Raw genomic sequence first — 18,827 nt, 5'->3', positions numbered from 1 at the left:
CCGCCCCTGGCCGACCCGTCACCAGGTCCCGCTGCACCCCTCGAACCCCTCTGCCGCCTCCGGCTCCGGCGTCATCGCCCCCTCGCCGCCGTACGCCGCCCGCAGCGCCCCCGTGAGCGCGCGCCCCCGCGCGATCTCGCCCAGGACCTCCGCGCCCTCGGTCGCCGTGCGCTCGTGAGACCCGTAATCCACGGTGTAGAGCGCGAACCTCGGCGCGAACCCCTCGGCCCACTCGAAGTTGTCGTAGAGGCTCCAGTGGTAGTAGCCCCGCACGTCGACGCCCTCGCCGCGCGCGCGCTCGATCTGCTCGAGGGCCCGCACATGACCTCGGCCCGCCGCTCGCCCACGCGCGTCGCGATCCCCGACTCGGTGACCACGAGCGGCAGGCCGGGGTAGCGCGCGCCGAGGTCCCGGAGCGCGCCGTACAGCCCAGGCGCGTGGTGCTCGTACCGCATCGCCGGCACGCAGAACGTCTTGTCGACCGGCGGCACGCACGCGCCGAAGTCGAGCCCGTTCACGCACGGCGTGAGGTTCAGCACCGGCACGAGGCCGCCGTCGCCCGTCACGCCGGCGTGGAAGTAGTACTGGACCCCGAGCCAGTCGAGCGCGCCCTGCAGGCCGGGCAGCTCCACGTCGGGCGCGCCGTCGAGATCGACGTCCAGCCGCCCGCTCAGGACGGTGTCGACCACGAGGTGGTTGTAGACGTAGGCCATGCGGTCGCGCGCCGCGACGTCCTCGGGGTCGTCGCTCACCCGGTGGCTCCGCGCCGGGACCCACTCGCCGACCGAGAGCGACAGCCCGACGTCCGCCGCGCTGCCGTCCCGGTCCGCGTCGACGGCGTCCGCCTCCTCGATCGCCCGGTACGCCGCCGCGTGCGCGAGCAGGTAGTCGCGCAGCACCGGGACGAACTCGCCGAGCAGGTCGCCGAGCAGGGCCGCCTTCCCCGGGGGAAACACGCCCACGCCGTAGGCGGCGAGCAGGTAGTTGAACGGCTCGTTCAGCGTGCCCCAGTCGTCCACCCGGTCGCCGAAGCGCGCGGCGAGCAGGGCCGCGTGCTCGGCCATCTCCTCGATCACGAGCGGCCCGCCCTCGGGGTGCCCGAGGCCGCAGAGGTTGTCGTCGCCCGGCCCGCCCGCGCAGTCGGTGCGCCGCTGGGTCGCGGCGCTGGCGGCGCCCAGGCGGAAGCCGCCCGCGCCGGACGCGCCGGCGAGCGGCCCGGGGCCGGCGTACGCGATGTCGGGTAGCCGCGGCGGCGAGCGCCAGCGCGGCGAGGGCAGGGAGCCCGCGGGCGCGGCGGGCGTCGTGGGCTCGCGTGCCGCGGGCGTGCATGGCGAGGACGGGGCTCAGTTGACCGGCGGGATCTCGGTCTTGCAGCCGACGTTGAGCTGGACCTGCCCGCCCGCCTGGAACCGGGTGCAGGTCGCGGGGCACATCACGATCTTCGTCGGCGTGCCGCCGGTCGCGGGGTCGACGTCGTAGTACCAGCCGCCGGCGGCCGCGTCGCAGCGCGCCTCGTCGGCCACGTAGAAGATGGTCGTCGCGGCGCCGCCGTCCGTCGGCGTGTGCTGGACGTTGAGCGTGTCGTAGTCGAGCGTCTGCCCGGAGGACGGCGCCGGGACCTGGTACTCGCACGCGAGGCTCTTGCCGCGGATCTCGGTGAGCGCGTCGAGGAAGGCCTGCGTCACGTCCGAGCTCGTGTCGATGAAGAAGGCCGACTCGGTCCCGCCGCCGACGGCGATGCGGTCCAGCGTGGCCTGGGCGCCGTCGTCGTTGCCGTCGAAGACGCCGATCACGAAGGTGGAGATGCTCGGCGAGCCGTTCACCGCGCCGGCCGCGAGCTCCGCGAGGCCGTCGGCGTCCTTCGGGCTGCACTCGGTGGGCATGCCGTCGGTGGCGAGCACGGCGACGACCCGGTGGGTCGGGTTCTGCTCGGCGTGGGCGCGGGCCTGCGCGAGCGCGCCGGACAGGGCGCCCGCGGTGGGCGTGCCCCCGTCGGGCGTCTTCCGGTCGATCGACCGGATGAGCACCTCGGCCGACGCGGCGTCGAGCGGCGTGATCGGCACGGCGGGCGTCGCGTAGTCCTCGACGACGCACGAGTCCGGGTTCGCGCAGTTGCTCCGGGTCACCTTCATGCACGTGCCCGCGTTGCCCTCACAGCTCTCGCCCACGTCGGCGCAGAGCCGGTTTCTCCGGGAGCAGACCCCGAGGTCCACGCACGTGTCGCCCGCGCCGCAGTCCGCGTCGGTGACGCAGACCGTGACCGTCGTGGAGAACGAGTCGTGACAGACCCGGAGCGCGCACGGCCCGTTGTCGCCGCACTCCTCGTTGCTGGTGCAGCTCAGGGGCACGTCGTCGTCCGGCTGCGGGAAGTACTGGAGCCCGACGCCGAGCCCCACCGACTGCTCGTCGGTGAAGAAGGCCTCGAGCGCGTCGGTCACGGCGTCCCACTTGGTGATGCCCCGGCTGAGCTGTTCGTCCATCGACCCCGACGCGTCGAGCATGATGTAGAGGTCGAGCGGCACGAGCTCCGCGGTGCTCGTCTCGCCCGCGCACGAGGCGTCGCCGCCGGCGCCCTCGCCCGCGCCGCTGCTGCTCGCGGCGTTGATCCCTCCCGGCTCGTCGCCGTAACCGGTCGACGAGCTCGCGCCCGAGCCGTTCTCCGAGCTCGTCCCCGAGCCTGCGCCGGCCCCCGTCGACGCGCCGCCGGTCCCGCCGCCGGAGACCGAGCCGCCATCGGCCCCACCGCACGCCGCGAAGATCACGCAGATCCCTGTCGCGGCGAGCGCCACCATCGTTGAGCGGTTCTCCATGAGCAGAATCCAAACACCCTGACCGGTCCTTGTCGAGCGCATCGATCCGACGCTCGTCTGGAATCTGGCCCAATGTGGTGCGGGGTGAGAGGTCTTCCGGCGAGGTGCGTGGAACCCCGCACTTCAGGGGTGGTTCAGCGCGCAGGAGGGATCTGGAGCACAGGAGGGCTCGAGGCCAGCGTGCTTTGGAACACCGGGGGTGCTCTGGCGCAGAGGCGAGCGCCCGAATCGGGGCTGCTCCGGAGCACAGGAGTGCTCTGGAGCGCTTCGATGCCGCCGGCTCAGGGATTCTGCTGGCTCAGGGCTGCTTCCGGCTCAGGGCTGCTTCCGGCTCAGGGCTGCTTCCGGCTCAGGGCTGCTTCCGGCTCAGGGCTGCTTCCGGCTCAGGGCTGCTTCCGGCTCAGGGCTGCTTCTTCGGGCCCACGAGGCTGCGGAGGACGGCGCGGGCGACCTCGGCCCCCGTCGCGTCGAGCAGGCTCACGGGGATCGGGTACTCCCTGCGTTCGCTCGTGTCCGGGACAGGGCACTCGCAGACGGCGCGGATCGTGCCGCGCGCTTTCTTCAGGTACTCGATCGAGAGGCCCGCGACGATGAACCGGGCGTCGTCGGGCAGCGCGTAGGCCAGCGCCGTGTTCGCGGTGAGCTCGGCGAGGTTGACGAGCGCGACGGCGTGCACCGAGCGGAGGTGGTTGCGCAGCCCGGGCACGTCGCGCATCCACACCTCGGCGCGGCCGCGCTCGAGGACCTCGACGTGGGCCCGGATCGTCCCGGTGTACGGCGCCATCGCGCCGATGAGCCGGCTGAACACGCGCTTGCCCCCGGGCAGGAGGTGCAGCTTGTCCCAGAGGTCGCGGATGGTGTTGCGGCGCGAGGTCGCCGCGATGGATGCGAGAGAGAAGTCGGAGAGGTTCATGCGCTGGACCCGCGTGGCAGCGGCAGCGTGCCTCAAGTCGCCCGCGCACGCACCCGGAATGTTGCTCCCCCGCGCTCCCGCCGCACAGCGAGGCGACAGCCCGTCCGACACGCCGCGAGCCGCGTCGAGGGGCCACGAGAGCGGCGCATTCGGCGCCACGAACGGCGCAGACGCCCCGTAATCACGCCGAGCAGCCCCGCGCCGCGGCGAGGCCGTCGCGAGCATGGTGAGAAGTGCCGCGCTCGAGCGAGCGGACGCGCGGCCGCGGCCGTCCGCCGCGCCCCGCTCCGGACGGCGGTCACAAGGCGATCCGGTGGCTCTCGCGGGTGGACGCTCACGTCCCAAAGGCCTCCTTCAGACCGCCGAATCGGGCAGGAGGGTGCAATTCTCCAGGAGAATTCTCCGGTAAAAATATATTCAAAATTCGGATGGGCCACGGGCGCCTCGGCGCGCCGCCGACGCGAGGATTTCGCGCGGTCTTGAGCTCCCCATGCGCCGGGGAGCGGCCGACAGGCCCGTGCGCCCGCCGCTCGCGGGCTGCGGCGCACGGCAAGCGCTCATCTGCGCCCGGAATTTTTGTTGTGTATGACGCGACCTCGCCGCCCGGGCCAAGGTGGTCCACCCGAAAAAGAGCGGGCCTTCGAGCTGCTCTTTCGCGAAAAGACATTCATGCTCATCTGGCGCTGGCTGACGCGCCTGGGCGTTCCTCTGCGCGACCGCGGAGATCTCGCGCAGGACGTCCTGCTCTCCGCGTACCTGAGCTTCGACAACTACAAGCCCGAGATCTCCCGTCCGGAGCGCTGGCTGAACCGCATCGCGGTGCACACCGCCGCGCACTACCGGGAGCGGGCCCAGCACCGCTACGAGGAGCTGGTGCCCGAGGAGGAGTTCCCGACCCTCGTCGACCAGTCCAAGACCCCGGACGAGCTGATGATCTCGGACCAGGAGCGCCTCATGGTGCTCGAGCTCCTGCACCACCTCGACGTGGACGCGCACTCGATCCTGGTCGCGCACGACCTCGACGGCATCCCGATGGCGGATCTCGCGCAGCAGCGCGGCATCCCGCTGTCCACGGCGTACAAGTGGCGCGCGCGCGCCCTGGCCATGTTCCACGACGTCGTGGCGAAGCGCCGGCGCGAGGATCGGAAGAAAGAGGGCCCGCGCTTCGTGCTGCCCCTGGATCTGGCGGCGCTCTTCGCCACCGCCAGGCTCGCGCCGCGCATGCCCGACGACGTGCGGCTGTCGATCCTCCGCGGCGTCCACGAGTCGGCGCGGGCGCTCAAGGAGGGCAACGTCGAGAAGGCCGCCGCCGGCGTCGGCAAGGCGCTGAACGACGCCGCGGCCTGGCTCAAGGGGGTGGTGAGCCTCGTCCAGCAGCTGGTGCCGACCGTGGGCGCGGGGACCGCGGTCGCCGCGCCCATCGCGGCCATCGCGGCCGCGGGGGCGCTCTGGCTGGCGCTCCGGACCGAGGACCCGCCGCCACCGCCGACGGTGAGGCACGCCGCGCCGGCGATCATCACCGCCGTGGCCCCGCCGCCGCCCGCGGAGCCGGCGCCGCCGCCCCCGGAGCCGGCGCCGCCCTCGGCGCTTTCGCCGCCAGGCTCGGAGCCCGTGGCGCCGCCGCCGAGGCGCGCCCCGGAGCGGCGAGCGCCCGACCGGGAGGAGCGCGCGCCGGCGCCGGTCGCGCCCGAAGCGCCGGCGCTCGAGATCGGGGTGCCCGGCAGCAGCCGGGACATCGACCTCTTCGAGGCGTGCAGCGCGGCGGTGCGGCGGCGCGAGCCAGACCGGGCGATCGCGACGCTCGAGCGCTACGAGCGCGAGGTGCCGCAGAGCGCCTTCGCGGTGGAGCGGAAGGTGCTCTGGCTCCGGGCGCTCGTGCTCGCGAGGCGCTTCCCGGAGGCGCGCGCCCTGCTCGACGAGGCCCGGCTCGATCCCGCGATCGATCGGCGCCTGCTCGACGAGCTGGACGACTCCATGCCCGATCCGTGAGCGGCGCCCCGGCGGCTCACTCGCCCGCGTACGTGCCGAAGCTCGCGCGGCCGCTCGTGGAGACCTGCGGGGCGGCCTGGCCCACCTGCACGACCGCGGAGAGGAACGCGGCCGGCTTGAGCCCTTCGTCGGGCCCGGCCTCGTTCGTGATGTACTCCAGCCCGAGCCCCGCCAGGAAGCCGAACGACGTGGTGTTGCCCCCCGAGCCGAGGATCGGGACCGTCGGCGCGACGCCCACGTAGCCGAGCAGCCCGACCCGCCCCTCGCCGAGCGTCTGCACGAAGCCGCCGACCTGCGCCGCGACCGGGAAGGCCCGGCGCTCCACCGGATCGTACCGGTCGATCGCGAGCGCCACGCCGACCGCGCTGAGCACGCTCCGCGTGACGAGGGGCTTCTCGACCCACGGCGCGCGGGTGACCTGGAGGGTCGCGAGCATCGCCGGGACGGTCAGGTAGGCGCGGAAGCAGCTCCCCGCCGCCTCGAGCGTCTCGAAGTTGTCCTCGCCGCACAGCGGGACCGAGTGGATCGCCACCGAGCCCACGAGCCGCCGGGCGCGCTCCGGATCGCCGGGCTCGTTCGAGCGGAGCGAGCTCGCGACGCGGCCGGCGTCGGAGAGGAGCACGACCTTGCCCTGCGGGCTCAGCGGATCGCTGTAGACGGTCAGCCGGAGCCGCGCGTCCCCGTCGAAATCGTCGGCGAGCGGCGGGAGCGGGAACTCCGCGCTGCTCGGCGTAACGATCCACGTGCCGTCCTGGAGGAGCTCGATCGGCGCGCCGCCCCGCATCTGGTCGGTGCGGGTCAGCGAGACGTGCAGCGCGAGCGGCGCGACGAGCCGGTGCTTGGTCTGGCCGGTCAGCCGGATCCGGCAGTTGCCCAGCCGGAGCGGCGCCGGCGAGATGACGACCGCGCCGTGCGCGAGCGGCTGCGGCCCGGGGCGCGACGGATCCACGGCGGGCGCCCGCCGCGGCAGGGCGGCGCGCGGCGGCGCCGGGGAGGGGGCCTGCGCCGCGGCTTGCGGCGCCGGCGGGCCCGTTTGCGGCGCCGGCGGGGCGGCGGCGGGCGGGCGGGGCCCGGGCGGGCGGGGGCTCCCCGGCGGCGGGGCGCTCCCGGGTTCGGCGCGGGGGGGCGCGATCGGCGTGGGGCCGCAGTCGACCTTCAGGTCGTCGGCGAGCGGATCGGGGAAGAGCAGCCGCGCGGGGTTCGACTCGACGAGGTTCTCGAGGGGCGGGATCGTGACCCGGTACGTCGCGTTGACCACGTTGCCCGCCGCGGGCGCGTGCAGGTTGAAGGCGGTGACGCGGAGCCAGCCGCCGCCCGGGAACACGCGGAGCACCTTGCCGTCGGGGCGCCCGCAGGCGCCGGAGGCGACCTCGAGGACCGGCACCGTGAACGTGCGCTGGAACGGCTGCACCCGGGCGTTGCCGCAGCTGTCGACGATGGCGAGGTAGTGGAAGTCGGCCATCTCCGACTGCTTCGGCCACTGCATGCCCAGCGTGAGCTCGCCCGCGTCGGCCGGCGGCGGCTCGGGCCGGCCGTCGCGGCACGCGTCGACGCGCTCGGGCGGCGGCGCGGCCGGCGCGCCAGAGGGGGACCTCGCGGGCTCGGCGACCGGCCGGTAGGCGCAGACGTGCCGGTACGAGCGGCGGCCGAGGAGCACCGGATCGAAGTCGAGCAGGCGCTGGCCGTCCTCGCTGAGCCGCCCCCAGACCGTGAGCGGGAGGGGCAGCGTCGGGGTCTGGAGCTTGATCGAGCGCAGGATCTGGTCGCCGACGGGGCTCTGCCCGGGGTCGCCGGTCTGCGCCGCGCAGCCGCCGCCGCTGCACAGCCAGCGGCCGCCGCGGCGCGCGGCCTCGATCGGGACCGGATCGGTGTCGCGGACGGTCATCCAGACGCGGCGCGCGTCCGGGAAGATCTCCGGCCCGCCCGCCGACGAGGTCGCGGCGCCGACCGCGCCCGCCGGGGCGCGGACCACCTGGAGGCTGCCGCCGAAGTCGGCGGGGACGGCCATGGGCGGCGCAGCGCTCCGCGCCGAGGCCGGCCCCCCCGCGGGCGCGCCGTCGTCGGCCTCGCCGGCGTCCGTCTCGGGCTCGTCCTGCGCGGGCGCGGCGGCGGGCGCCGAAAGCGCGAGCGCGAGCGCGACGGCCGACAGGAGCATCGCGGGCCTGCGCGCGCTCACGGCGAGCCCTCCTCGTCTCCCGGCTCGGGCTTCGGCTCGGGCGCGACCACGGTGATCGGCTCGGACGAGCACTCCGGGCTCGCGAGCAGGCGGGGCGTCACCCGGAGCGCCGTCGTCCCCGGCCCCACGGCGACGCCCTGGATGATCGTCGCCTCGCTGTCCTCGCCGCGCAGGGTCACGGACGCCTCGCCGAGCGCGATCACCTGGTCGTCGCCGACGGTGAGGTCGACGGGGACGGCGATGCGCACGCGCTCGGCGTTGTAGGCGCTCACCTCGAAGAGATCGCCCGGGGTCCCCGCGGTCACGGCGCTCCGGAGGGCGCGCACGCGGAGCAGGCGCGGCTCGGGGTCGACGGTGAGGGAGGGGCTCGGCTCGAGCGCCTTCTGCCCGGAGCTCACGGCGAGCGTCACCTCGCCGCCGAGGTCGCTGAAGCACAGGGTGAACGGCGGGCTCTCCCCGGTCGCGCCCAGCAGCACGCGCAGGCGCGTGGTCCGCTCGCGGCACTGGGGGTCGAGCGAGAGGGCGGCCTCGCTGTGCAGCGACTCGATGATCACGGGGGCGTGCTCCACCACGCCCGGCGCGTTCTGGGGGGGCGACGCGCGGACGCGCGCCTCGCGCGACCGGATCGCGCCTGGCCGCCAGGTGGCGCCGAGGTCGTCCGGCAGGGGCCCGATCGTGCACGTGAGGGGCACGTACGTCGCGAGCACCCGGTCGCTGTCCCCGAGGCCCCCGGCGATGAGCGCGAAGTTGGTGGCGTCCTCGGGCAAGCCTGCGGGGAGCACCGTGATCGGGAGCTCCTCGGTGCGGTCGGCCCAGGCGACGACGAGGCGCGCCTCGCCGGACCAGTCGCCCTCGGAGGCGGCGGTGAAGCGGGCGTAGCCCTGCGTGCCGGCGGTGCAGCGGAACGCGCCGTCCTTCACGCCGCACGAGGCCCCGTCGTCCTCGGCGCCGCCCGCCGGGCGCAGCGCGAGCGCCTCGCTCGGGGCCACGCGGACCTCGACGTAGGCGCCGTACGCCGGCTCGTTGGCCTCGGTGAGCTTGAGCGAGACCTCGGTGCGCCACGGGCTCTGGCGGGGCAGCACCGGCCGGCCGGCCGCGTCGAGCGTGTCGGCCGCGAACAGCGGCCCGGCGACGTCGGCGCGGAGCTCGACCTGCCCGCTCCCGGCGAGCGGGTAGCCGCGCTCGATGCAGGCGGCGGAGAGGGCGAGCGCGAAGGCGCCGGCCGCGAGGAGCGGCGCTCGCGGCCGGCGCGGGCGGCGGGCGCGGCGCGGGGAGGAGCGAGGCGCGCGCGGGAAGGAGCGGGGCGCGGCCGGTCGGGGGGCGATCACTTCTGGTAGATCTCGGTGTACTCGGTCCCGAGCGGGTGGCGGTGCCAGGCGTAGGCGCTCTGCGGGAATCCGCTCTCGTCCGTGTAGTCGCAGGGGCCGAGCTCCCATTCGGTGTGCCAGACGCTCGCGCCCGTCGCGGGATCGACGGACATCCCGTGGGCGGTCACGTCGTCCTCCGGCTCGGTGGGGTCGTGCGCGACGCGCGTCCCCGCATCGACGTAGCGCTCCAGGACCGCGACGGGGACGCGCGCCACGCGCTTGCCGGGCAGCGGGATGAGGAACACGTCGCTCTCGTCAACGGTGCTGGTCATGGCGCTCTCTCCTGCGAGCGGCGGGGGCGGCGCTCCGGGGCGCGGGGCGCCGGCTCCCGGCGTGCGCGCCGCGCTGGATGGGGCGCGGGCGCTCCCGGGGGCTCGGCGCCGTCCCCTCGCGCTGTCTCGAGCATACCCGCTCCGCGCGGCGCGCGGGAACCTTCCGCAGCGCGGACGCGCGCGGGCCGAGCGCGCTCGCCGCGATCGTGGGCGCGCCTGCGTTCACGCAGAGGCCCTGCTTCGCGCAGCGGAGGGCGACCGAGCTCGAGGTCCCTCGAGCGCGCGACCTCGCGCTCACGATCGCCGCGTCCGCCGACACCTCACCGTCGAACGGCGGGGGAGGTGGCCGACGGCGGCGCGCGGGCGCCGTATGGTAAAGTGCCGGCGCCGCGGCCCTCGCGAAATCGTCCCCACCGCGGCCGCCCCATGCGCTCCCCAGATCGCCTGACCGTCCTCGGTGGCCGCTACCGTCTCCTGAGCGAGATCGGCCGGGGCGGCGCGGGCGCGGTCTACATGGCCGATGACCTCGACGGAGGCGGCCGGGTCGCGGTGAAGGTCCTGCTCCGGACGCCGTCGGCCGGCGACGCGGCGGCCTCCCGCTTCCAGCGCGAGATCCGGGCGATGCGGCTCCTCGACGCGCCCGGGTTCGTGCGCATGCTCGACGCCGGCGTCGCCCCCGAGCTCGACGGCGCGCCCTTCCTCGTGATGGAGCTGCTCCGGGGCCACGACCTCGAGCACCTCGTCACCACCCACGGCAGGCGCTCGCCCGCCGAGGTGCAGCGCTGGCTCGGCGAGGTCGCCGACGCCCTCGAGGTCGCCCACGCGCAGGGCCTCTTCCACCGCGACCTCAAGCCCGCGAACCTCTTCCTCGCGATCGGCGACGACGGGCGGGAGCGCGTGAAGATCCTCGACCTCGGGCTGGTCAAGGAGGTCGACCCCGGCGCGCTCGGCGCGTCGGGCGGCCTCACGGCGACGGGCACGGCCATCGGCACGCCCATCTACATGGCGCCCGAGCAGGCGCGAGGGCGCTCGGACCAGCTCGGCCCCGCGGCCGACGTGTGGGCGATCGGGCTCATCGCCGTGCGCCTCCTGACCGGCGACATCTACTGGACCGCGAACAGCATGGCCGAGCTGATGGTGGCGCTGCTCGTCATGCGGCTCTACCCGCCGTCGTCGCGCTGGCGGTGGCTCCCGCCCGCGTTCGACGCGTGGTTCCTGCGGTCGTGCGACCGCGACCCGGCCGCGCGCTTCCCTTCGGTCCGCGAGCAGAGCCTCGCCCTGGGCGCCGCGCTCGCGGCGGCCGGCGTCCCCACCGAGCCGCCCGGCGCGGGGGAGCCGTGGTCGCCGGGAGGCCCCGCGGCCACGGACATGCTCCGCACCGACACGATGGAGCTCGCGGGGACGGTCGAGGCGCCCCCGGATCCGCTCGCCGGCGGCACGCTCCGCGAGGCCGCCTGCAACCCTCGGGATCCCGGCCTGCCCTCGCCGCCGCTGGGCGCCTCGCCGCCGCTGGGCGGCTCTCCGGCGACCGAGCGGCCGCGCCACAACCTGCCGGTCCAGCGCACGCCGTTCGTGGGCCGCGCCCGCGAGCGCGCCGAGATCGCCTCGCTCCTGCTCGAGCCGAAGGCCGGCCTGCTCACCCTCACCGGCGTCGGCGGCACCGGCAAGACCCGGCTCGCGCTCCAGGTCGCCGAGGACCTCGTCCCCGCGTTCTCCGGCGGCGTCTGCTTCGTCCCCCTCGCGTCGCTGCGCGAGCCGGCGCTCGTCCCCTCGGCGATCGCGCAGGCGCTCAGCCTCGGCGAGGGCGGCGCGCGGCCGGATCTGGAGCGCGTGGCGCACTTCCTCCGCGACCGGCGGCACCTGCTCGTGCTCGACAACCTCGAGCACCTGACCGCCGCGGCGCCGGTGGTCGCGCACCTCGCCGCGAGCTGCCCGCGCCTGTCGCTCCTCGTGACGAGCCGCGCCGCGCTGAACCTCTCGGGCGAGCGGCGCTACGTCGTACCGCCGCTGGAGGTGCCCGAGCCGCGCGAGATCACCGCCTCTGCGGCGCTGGCCAGCTCCGCGGTGAGCCTGTTCTGCCGCCGGGCCTCCGCGATCAACCCCGGCTTCCAGCTCGGCCCCGACAACGTCGCCGACGTCGTGGAGATCTGCGCGCGCCTCGACGGCCTGCCGCTCGCGATCGAGCTCGCCGCGTCGCGCCTCAAGGTCCTCACCCCCGCGGCGCTGCTCGCGCGCCTCCGCGACCGCGGCGCGGCCGGCCGCGCCTCGCCCGCCGCGGGCTCGTTCCGCCTGCTCACGGGCGGCGCGCGCGATCTGCCCGAGCGCCAGCAGACCATGCGCGCCGCCATCGACTGGAGCTACGGCCTCCTCTTGCCGGAGGAGCAGCTCGCTTTCCGCACGCTCGCCGTGTTCGCAGGCGGCTTCTCGCTGGCCATGGCGGACCAGATGTGCGCCTTCCGCGACCCGGCGCTCGACACGCTCGCGATCCTCGAGTCGCTCGTCGACAAGAGCCTCCTGCTCCCGGTCGCGGGCGAGGAGCCCCGGTTCCAGATGCTCGCGATCCTCCGCGAGTACGGCCTCGACCGGCTCGCGGAGGAGGGCGCCGCCGCGGCGTGCAACCGGCGCTTCGTGGAGCTCTCGCTGGAGCTCGCCGAGCGCGCGGCCGAGGCGCTCCGCGGGCCCGAGCAGGCCGCGTGGCTCGCGGCCCTCGAGCTCGAGCATGACAACCTCCGCCTCGCCCTGGAGCTCGCGCTCGAGCCGGGCGACGCGCGCGACGCGGGCGCGCCGGTCCGCCTCGCGGCCGCGCTCTCGCGGTTCTGGTACATCCACGGGCACTACCAGGAGGGCCGCGCGTGGCTCGCGCGGGCGCTCGCGGGCGCGGCGGGCGTCGCGCCCGAGCACGTGGCCTCGGCGCTCCGGGGCGCGGGGACGCTCGCGCTCCTCCAGTGCGACTACCGCGAGGCGCGCGCGCTGCTCGAGCGGGGCGCGGCGCTCTACCGCGAGCTCGGGGACGAGCGCGGGCTCGCCTCGGTGGTCCAGATCCTCGGGAGCGTCGCCCGCGAGCAGGGCGACTACGAGCGCGCGCTCTCCCTGCACGGCGAGAGCCTCGCGCTGGCCACGCGCCGCGGCGACACGCTCGAGGCGGCGCGCGCGCTCGGCTACTCGGGGTTCGCGGCGTGGCTCTCGGGCGACACCGCGCGCGCGGAGGGCGCGTGCCGCCTGGCGCTGCCCGAGCTGCGGCGCGGGGGCGATCGCGAGGGGACCGCGACGGCGCTGCTCTACCTCGGCTGCGCGGCGTTCTACCGCGGGGATCTCGACGAGGCGTCCCGCCTCTGCGAGGAGAGCGAGGGCCTGTCGCGGGCGGTGAAGTTCAAGGAGGGGATCGCCTGGACGAGCAACATCCTGGGCCTCGTCGCGATCGAGCGCGGCGATCTCGCCCTCGCGGGGCGGCGGCTGCGGGCGAGCCTCAGGCTGCACCGGGAGCTCGGCGATCTCTGGCGGTCGGCGAGCGTCCTGGAGGCGCTCGCGCGCGCGGCGGTGCGGGCGGGGAGGCCGGAGCGCGGCGCCCGCCTGCTCGGCGGCGCGGCGGCGCTCCGCGAGGCCATCGGCACGCCGGTGCCGCCCATCGAGCGGCCGGCGCTCGCCGCGTGCGCCGACGCCGCGCGGGCGGCGCTCGGGGCCGCCGTCCACGACGCGCGCCTCGCCGAGGGCCGGGAGGCCGGGCTCGACGCGACGGTGGCGGCGGCGCTCTCGGACTGAGCGGGGTCGCGCCGCGCGGGTGGAGCGGGCCTCGCTCCCTCAGCGCGCGCCCGGGTCGCGCGGCGCCGCCGCGGCCCGGCCGAGGCGCTCGGAGAGGCGGCGGAGGAGGTCGACGAGCTCCTCCGGCTCGTGCACCTCGAACTCGAACCCCAGGAACGCGAAGTGGAACGCGAGCGCGTCGAGGGTCGCGCCGCCGGTGTGGACCACGCAGCGGTCCGGCCCGAGCGGCTCGACGCGCCACGCCGTGCCGGAGAGCTGCGCCGAGGCCACGTCCGCGGGGGCGTGCACCGTCGCGCGCGCGCGGAAGCGGTACGCGTCGACCGAGACCGACTGCGACACGTAGGCGGCCACGTCCTCGGCGGGCAGCGGGCGCGGCTTGAACCGCCCCCCGGCCCTCGGCCTGCCCTCGATGCGATCGACGCGGAACGTCCGCCACTCCGCGCGATCGAGGTCGTACGCGAGGAGGTACCAGCGGTGGCTCGTGTGCACGAGCCGGTAGGGCTCGACGGCGCGCGCGCTCGCCGCGCCGCCGTAGCTCGTGTAGTCGAAGCGCAGGACCTCGGCGTCGCGGCACGCGTTCGCGAGCGCGGCGAGCGCGTCCGCGTCGAACGTGGGCCCGCCGTCGCCGAGCCGCACGCTCACGGCCGAGAGCGCGCTCACCTTGCGCCGGAGCCGCTTCGGGAGCACCTGCTCGAGCTTCGCGAGCGCGCGGACCGCCGCCTCCTCCAGCCCCCGCGCGGGGCCGGTCGCCGCCGCGCGCAGCCCCACGGCCACGGCGACGGCCTCGTCGTCCTCGAGCGGCAGCGGCGGCAGCTCCTTGCCGGCGCCGAGCTGGTATCCGCCGCCGACGCCCGGGGCCGCGTGCACCGGGTACCCGAGGCTCCGGAGCCGGTCCACGTCGCGCCGGAGGCTGCGCTCGGTGATCTCGAGCGCGCCGGCGAGCTCCCCGCCCGTCCAGAAGCGCCGGGACTGCAGGAGCGACAGCAGCTTCAGCAGCCGCGCGGAGGTCTGGATCATGCGCCGCACCTCATCGTTCGACGTCGCGCGACGTCGCGCAACATCGCGCGACATCGCGGACCGAATCTGTCCGCAATTGAGTGTAGCTTCCTCTCATCCCGCGGGCGAGGCGCTCGGAGGCGTCCCGCCCCCCAAACCCCCTGGAGCTATCGCCATGAGCAACGCCGCTTCCGCGCACACCACGACGACCCCCGGCATGGGCACCTACCGGGGGAGCTGCGCCTGCCGCGCCGTTCGCTTCGAGGCCGACTTCGACCCGAGCGCCGGGACGACGCAGTGCAATTGCACCATCTGCACGAAGACGAGGTGGTGGGGCGTCATCATGAAGCCGAGCGCCTTCCGCCTCGTCGCCGGCGGGGAGGTCCTCGGCGACTGCTCGCGGTCCGAGGCCGGTCACTCCCGGTTCTGCAAGACCTGCGGAGTCCGCGTCTTCGGGCACGGAAACCTGCCGGAGCTCGGCGGAGAGTACTGCTCGGTCAACCTGAACTGCCTCGACGGCGCGGACCTCACCGGGGTCCCGGTCGTGTACCTCGACGGGCTCCACGACACCTGGGAGCAGCTCGCCGCCGCGCCGTACGTGGATCCGGTCACGGCCGCGAAGAGAGCTTGAGGCGAAGCGCGCCCAGGGGCTCGTCGGGCGCTCGCTTCAGGTGCCGTCGTCGCATCGTTCCGACGCAGGGAGGCCGCGGATCGTGAAGGTACGGCCCGCGCCGCAGGGTTTGCGACGACCGAGGGCGAGGCGCCGGAAGACGGCGGCGGGGGGGCGAGGTCGACGCGACCGGCGGAGCCGTTGCTGGTCGTGATGGGGGGAGGGCGGCGCGGTGTTACGGCGAGGTCGCCTTGACGACGTCGCCGATGATCGCGTCCAGGTTCACGGCGTTGGCCATCGCCTGGTAGCCGGCGTCGTTCGGGTGCAGCTTGTCCGCGTCGTAGGCCGGGAGCAGGCGGCTCGGGTCGGCCGGGTCGCGCACCGCCTTGTCGAAGTCGATCACGCCGTCGAAGGCGCCGCTCGTGCGGATCCAGGTGTTCAGCTTCTGCCGCTCCTGCTCGCCCTTGGCGGTTCCATAATCGCCCTTGTAGGTCCCGGTCGAGCCGGCGAACGGCACCAGGGTGCCGCCGTAGATCTTCAGCCCGGCGGCGCGGGCCGCCTGGATGATCTGCTGGTAGACCGGGATCAGATCCGCGGCCTTGGCGGAGCGGTCGCCGATGTCGTTGATGCCCGCCAGCAGGATGACGGCGCGCGCGCCCGGCTGGGTCAGCACGTCGCGCGCGAGGCGGGCCGGGACGGGGTAGCCGAACTGGAGCTGGGGGCGGACGGTGAGCAGCTCGTTCCCGATGATCCCGGCGTTGACCACGGAGAGGGTCTGCCCCTTCCGGCTGGCCAGGCGCTGCGCGAGGAAGTCGGGGTAGCGCTGGTTGGTGTTCTTGGTCGAGAGGTATCCGTCGGTGATCGAGTCGCCGAGCGCGATCAGGGTGCCGACGACGTTCGGCGCGGCCTTGACGTCGACGCCCGACAGGAACATCCAGCACGAGATCTTCCGCGTGAACTGCTTGTCGGCGCCGGCGCCCGTCTGATTGCCCGCGGCGAGGAAGCTGTCCTGCGCCGCGAAGTAGTGTTGCGTGGCCGGCCCGGTCTTGGCCGGCAGGTGGATGTTCACCGCCAGCGTCTGGAGGGCCTGCACGTTCATGGCCACGGGGTCGCTCACCGCCTCGCCGCCGGCGGCGATGACGATCGAGGCCTGGCCCGCGAAGCGCAGCGGCTTCGACGACCCGGCGACGGTGGCAGCGCCGCCCGCGGAGGCGGCGACCGACGCCGCGCCCACCCTGAGCGGCTCGCTGCCGCCGGCGTTGGAGATCCGCACGCGCACCGAGCTCCCGCCGGTGCTCAGGCGGACGATGTTCCGGACCGTCTGGCCGGAGAGGCCGACGTCCGAGGGGCAATCCTGCGAGTTGAAGGTGCCGCCCGGCGTCGCGCTGGCGTGCCATGCGGAGACCCATCGCCCGTCGGTCGCCGGATCGGCGGCGAGGGCGGGGCGGCTCCATGCGCCGGCGATCAGCGCGACCACCGCGGCGAGGAAGGAAGCGCGCGGCGGGCGGCCGAGCTTCGGCCTCGGCAGCTTGAGCGAGGAGCGCGAGGTCGTGCGGCGCTCCGGGGTGACTCCGTGGGGTGTCTGTCGATCTGCCATGGGTTCTCTCTTGGTGGTTCGCGTGGAACGCGGGAAACGCCCCCGGGTTTCGGGGGATGCAGGTTCATTGGCCCGGATCTGCACACGCTGGGTCGGAGCTGTCGCCATGGGCGCGCCCGGCGGGCAGGATGCCGGCGCGGGAAGCAGGAGAGGCAAACGCCTCGGGGGCGTCAAGCCCGAGCTGGGCGAGCGGCGCCGGGTGGACAGCGCGTTCGTACCGCGGCTTGACCCCTCCATGCTGGAAAAGTGACGCTGTATCGAACCTTGCCCGTATCAAGGGAGCCGCCGCCGGCGCACGGCCTGCGGGGAGCCCGTCCGACGCGGCCCAGCAGGCCGATGCGGAGCCCACCGCCCGGAGCCGTGTGGGGGGGCACGCCGTTACATGGCTCCAGCATCGACGGCTCACCGGCGGCCGACGGTCTCGCGCAGCCTGTCGAGCGACGCTCTGAAAGCGTCGTCGCTCACGTCGACGCCCGTCGCCGCGGGCAAGCTCTCGGCGAACATCAGCGCGGCTTTCCTCAGATCGCACACCCTGTGCGGGTATCGCTGGCGGGCTACGAGGGTGAGTCCTGTTACGATGCTGCGCATCGCTGCCCCCTGGAAGCCTGCTCCTTCGACGACGACTGCCGAGCATCTGACGAACGCGCTCGCCTCCGCGAGGAACGCCGAAATCGCCTCGCGCACACGTGCCGGAGGGAACGACGCCCCGCGCTCGATGACGGTGAGCAGCCCTATGCCGCGCGGATGTTGCTTTGAGAACTTCTTACACGCGTCGGAGAAGCGGCGAACTCCTTCTTCGGTCGTCTCCTGGCGCCAGATGACGCAGAAGATCTGGCGCCAGCTCGCCAGGATGTAGTCCGTGTGTTGCGCGACCAGGCGCCAGGGCTCGACGTGCACCGTCGTGCTGGAGCCGAGGCTGGGAGACTCCGCGACGATGGTCGTGTCGTCGTCGCCGAGCTCCCCGCGCACGACGGGGCTCACGAGCGGCCGGTCCGCGTCGTCCGCGGTGCGCACCGCCGGAAGCGGGGCCGTCACCGCTGCGCGCGTCGCCACGCTGACGGGGACCAGGAGCTCGTCCCGCAGATCGAAGCCGTCGGGCAGCAGCGATCGTAGTGCGTCGAGCATCGCCGCCGCGGTGGGGAATCGCTCGCCCGTGTCGAGCCGGAGCGCGCCGTGCACCACGGACGCCGCCTCCGTTCGGACCCAGGGCGCGAGCGCCTGGATCGAGGGCGGCGGCTGCGAGCAGATCGCGATGATCAGGTCGCCGAAGCCGCCGATATGCTCGTATGGGAGCTTCCCCGCGAGGGCACGGTAGAGCACCATCCCGAGCGACCAGATGTCCGTGCGGTAGTCGATGTCGCTGATCCCCCGGGCCTGCTCGGGCGACATGTAGAGCGGCGAGCCGAGGATCCCTCCGGTGCGGGTGAGGCCCGTGGTCGGGCCGACCTGATGGGGCTCACGCTTGATCTTGGCGATCCCGAAGTCGAGGATCCTGACGATGATCTCGCCCTCACGGTGCCGGGCGAGGAAGAGGTTGGCAGGCTTGATATCCCGGTGCACGACGCCCGCTTCGTGAGCCTTCTGGAGGCCGAGGCAGACCTGCGCCGCGATACGGAGGGCGGTGTCGGGCTCGAGGCACCCGATCCTATCGAGCAGCTGCTGGAGGTCCTCCCCTTCCAGGAGATCCATCACCAGATAAGGCGCTTTGGTCTCCGGATCCGTGCCTGAATCGAGCACCCGGACTATGTGCTCGGTGTCCATGGCGCCCATGGCTTTCGCCTCGCGGTGGAAGCGTTCCACGCTGCTCTTGCCCGGGACCAGGAGGGATCCATCCATGCACTTGAGCGCGACGTGCTCACCGGTCTCTGCGTGCTCGGCCTCGTAGACCGCGCCCATCCCGCCTTGCCCGAGCAAGCGGATAATCCGGTATTTCCCGTCGTGGAGCTGGCCGATCAAGACATGGATAGCGTAAAGGATGCGGGCGCCCGGACGCAACAGCGTTCCGCCCACACCTGCGGCGTTGGCTCCTGACCGCGCCACCAGCGACCTCGACGGGTTCAGGTGTCTCCGTGGCCGAGGTTCCCCTGTTTACTCGATGCGCTCAGGCAGGGCCTGAATCCAGGAGCCGAGCACCCTCGAACTTTCAAGCACGGCTTTCTGGCCCGTGCGCGATCCCAATCTAGCGGTGAATCTGCTCTTTCGTGAACGGCGAGAGCTTCGTCAGGCGGTGGCCCTGGATGAGCGCCGCCCGCTGGGCCAGCGCCATCGGGACCTGCCGGTCCGACAGGAAGTGCTGAGAGCGGCTCGTCACCACCACCTTCGCGTTGTACTGGGCCAC

At 74.4% G+C, this 18,827-nt stretch carries 13 protein-coding genes and 1 pseudogene; 3 read left to right on the top strand and 11 right to left on the bottom strand.

The window, feature by feature from the left end; all coding sequences use genetic code 11:
• Positions 1 to 18: 18 nt before the first annotated feature.
• From WMF33_RS31775 to WMF33_RS31760, 4 genes and pseudogenes are all read right to left on the bottom strand, one after another.
• Positions 19 to 273: a family 1 glycosylhydrolase gene (locus WMF33_RS31775; RefSeq protein WP_437332135.1), complete on the bottom strand. Its 255-nt coding sequence runs from the start codon at positions 271 to 273 to the stop codon at positions 19 to 21.
• Between the two features lie 83 nt (positions 274 to 356).
• Positions 357 to 1,064: pseudogene (locus WMF33_RS31770) on the bottom strand (family 1 glycosylhydrolase); the annotation flags it as partial.
• A 279-nt stretch (positions 1,065 to 1,343) separates the two neighbouring features.
• Positions 1,344 to 2,810, bottom strand: coding sequence for a VWA domain-containing protein (locus tag WMF33_RS31765; RefSeq protein WP_437332134.1), 1,467 nt, complete (start codon positions 2,808 to 2,810; stop codon positions 1,344 to 1,346).
• 400 nt (positions 2,811 to 3,210) lie between these two features.
• Positions 3,211 to 3,723, bottom strand: coding sequence for a hotdog fold domain-containing protein (locus WMF33_RS31760; protein ID WP_061627216.1), 513 nt, complete (start codon positions 3,721 to 3,723; stop codon positions 3,211 to 3,213).
• Positions 3,724 to 4,392: 669 nt separating this feature from the next.
• On the opposite strand from WMF33_RS31760, the gene WMF33_RS31755 reads away from it, so the two are divergent.
• On the top strand, positions 4,393 to 5,712 hold the full coding sequence (locus WMF33_RS31755) for a sigma-70 family RNA polymerase sigma factor (protein WP_437332133.1): 1,320 nt from the start codon (positions 4,393 to 4,395) through the stop codon (positions 5,710 to 5,712).
• A gap of 16 nt (positions 5,713 to 5,728) precedes the next feature.
• Here the strand turns inward: WMF33_RS31755 and WMF33_RS31750 are convergent, their stop codons facing one another.
• Genes WMF33_RS31750 through WMF33_RS31740 form a run of 3 tightly spaced genes read right to left on the bottom strand, consistent with a single transcriptional unit; the run spans position 5,729 to position 9,527 of the window.
• Positions 5,729 to 7,888, bottom strand: coding sequence for a hypothetical protein (locus WMF33_RS31750; RefSeq protein WP_437332132.1), 2,160 nt, complete (start codon positions 7,886 to 7,888; stop codon positions 5,729 to 5,731).
• A complete protein-coding gene (locus WMF33_RS31745) occupies positions 7,885 to 9,216 on the bottom strand; it encodes a hypothetical protein (protein WP_437332131.1) in 1,332 nt (443 codons plus the stop codon). Before WMF33_RS31745 ends, WMF33_RS31750 begins: the two co-directional genes overlap by 4 nt.
• A complete protein-coding gene (locus WMF33_RS31740) occupies positions 9,213 to 9,527 on the bottom strand; it encodes a hypothetical protein (protein ID WP_437332130.1) in 315 nt (104 codons plus the stop codon). The genes WMF33_RS31745 and WMF33_RS31740 overlap by 4 nt, the downstream gene beginning before the upstream one ends.
• 426 nt (positions 9,528 to 9,953) lie before the next feature.
• Here WMF33_RS31740 and WMF33_RS31735 point away from each other — a divergent pair, with 426 nt between their 5' ends.
• Entirely contained in the window at positions 9,954 to 13,286 is a 3,333-nt protein-coding gene (locus tag WMF33_RS31735) for a protein kinase domain-containing protein (protein WP_437332129.1), read from the top strand.
• 39 nt (positions 13,287 to 13,325) lie between these two features.
• Here WMF33_RS31735 and WMF33_RS31730 read toward each other — a convergent pair whose 3' ends face one another.
• Positions 13,326 to 14,303: a helix-turn-helix transcriptional regulator gene (locus WMF33_RS31730; protein WP_437332128.1), complete on the bottom strand. Its 978-nt coding sequence runs from the start codon at positions 14,301 to 14,303 to the stop codon at positions 13,326 to 13,328.
• Positions 14,304 to 14,457: 154 nt separating this feature from the next.
• Here WMF33_RS31730 and WMF33_RS31725 point away from each other — a divergent pair, with 154 nt between their 5' ends.
• Positions 14,458 to 14,913 carry a GFA family protein gene (locus tag WMF33_RS31725; protein WP_437332127.1) on the top strand — a complete coding sequence of 152 codons (456 nt, stop codon included), beginning with the start codon at positions 14,458 to 14,460 and terminating at the stop codon, positions 14,911 to 14,913.
• 214 nt (positions 14,914 to 15,127) lie between these two features.
• On the opposite strand, the gene WMF33_RS31720 is transcribed toward WMF33_RS31725, so the two are convergent.
• From WMF33_RS31720 to WMF33_RS31710, 3 genes are all read right to left on the bottom strand, one after another.
• Positions 15,128 to 16,489 carry an SGNH/GDSL hydrolase family protein gene (locus tag WMF33_RS31720; protein ID WP_437332126.1) on the bottom strand — a complete coding sequence of 454 codons (1,362 nt, stop codon included), beginning with the start codon at positions 16,487 to 16,489 and terminating at the stop codon, positions 15,128 to 15,130.
• Between the two features lie 402 nt (positions 16,490 to 16,891).
• A complete protein-coding gene (locus WMF33_RS31715) occupies positions 16,892 to 18,499 on the bottom strand; it encodes a serine/threonine protein kinase (protein ID WP_437332125.1) in 1,608 nt (535 codons plus the stop codon).
• A 169-nt stretch (positions 18,500 to 18,668) separates the two neighbouring features.
• A complete protein-coding gene (locus tag WMF33_RS31710; RefSeq protein ID WP_437332124.1) occupies positions 18,669 to 18,827 on the bottom strand; it encodes a hypothetical protein in 159 nt (52 codons plus the stop codon).

It is taken from the genome of Sorangium sp. So ce394, from assembly GCF_051474665.1.
Classification (GTDB): Bacteria; Myxococcota_A; Polyangia; order Polyangiales; family Polyangiaceae; genus Sorangium; species Sorangium cellulosum_D.
This window is presented reverse-complemented; position numbering and strand designations above follow the sequence as displayed.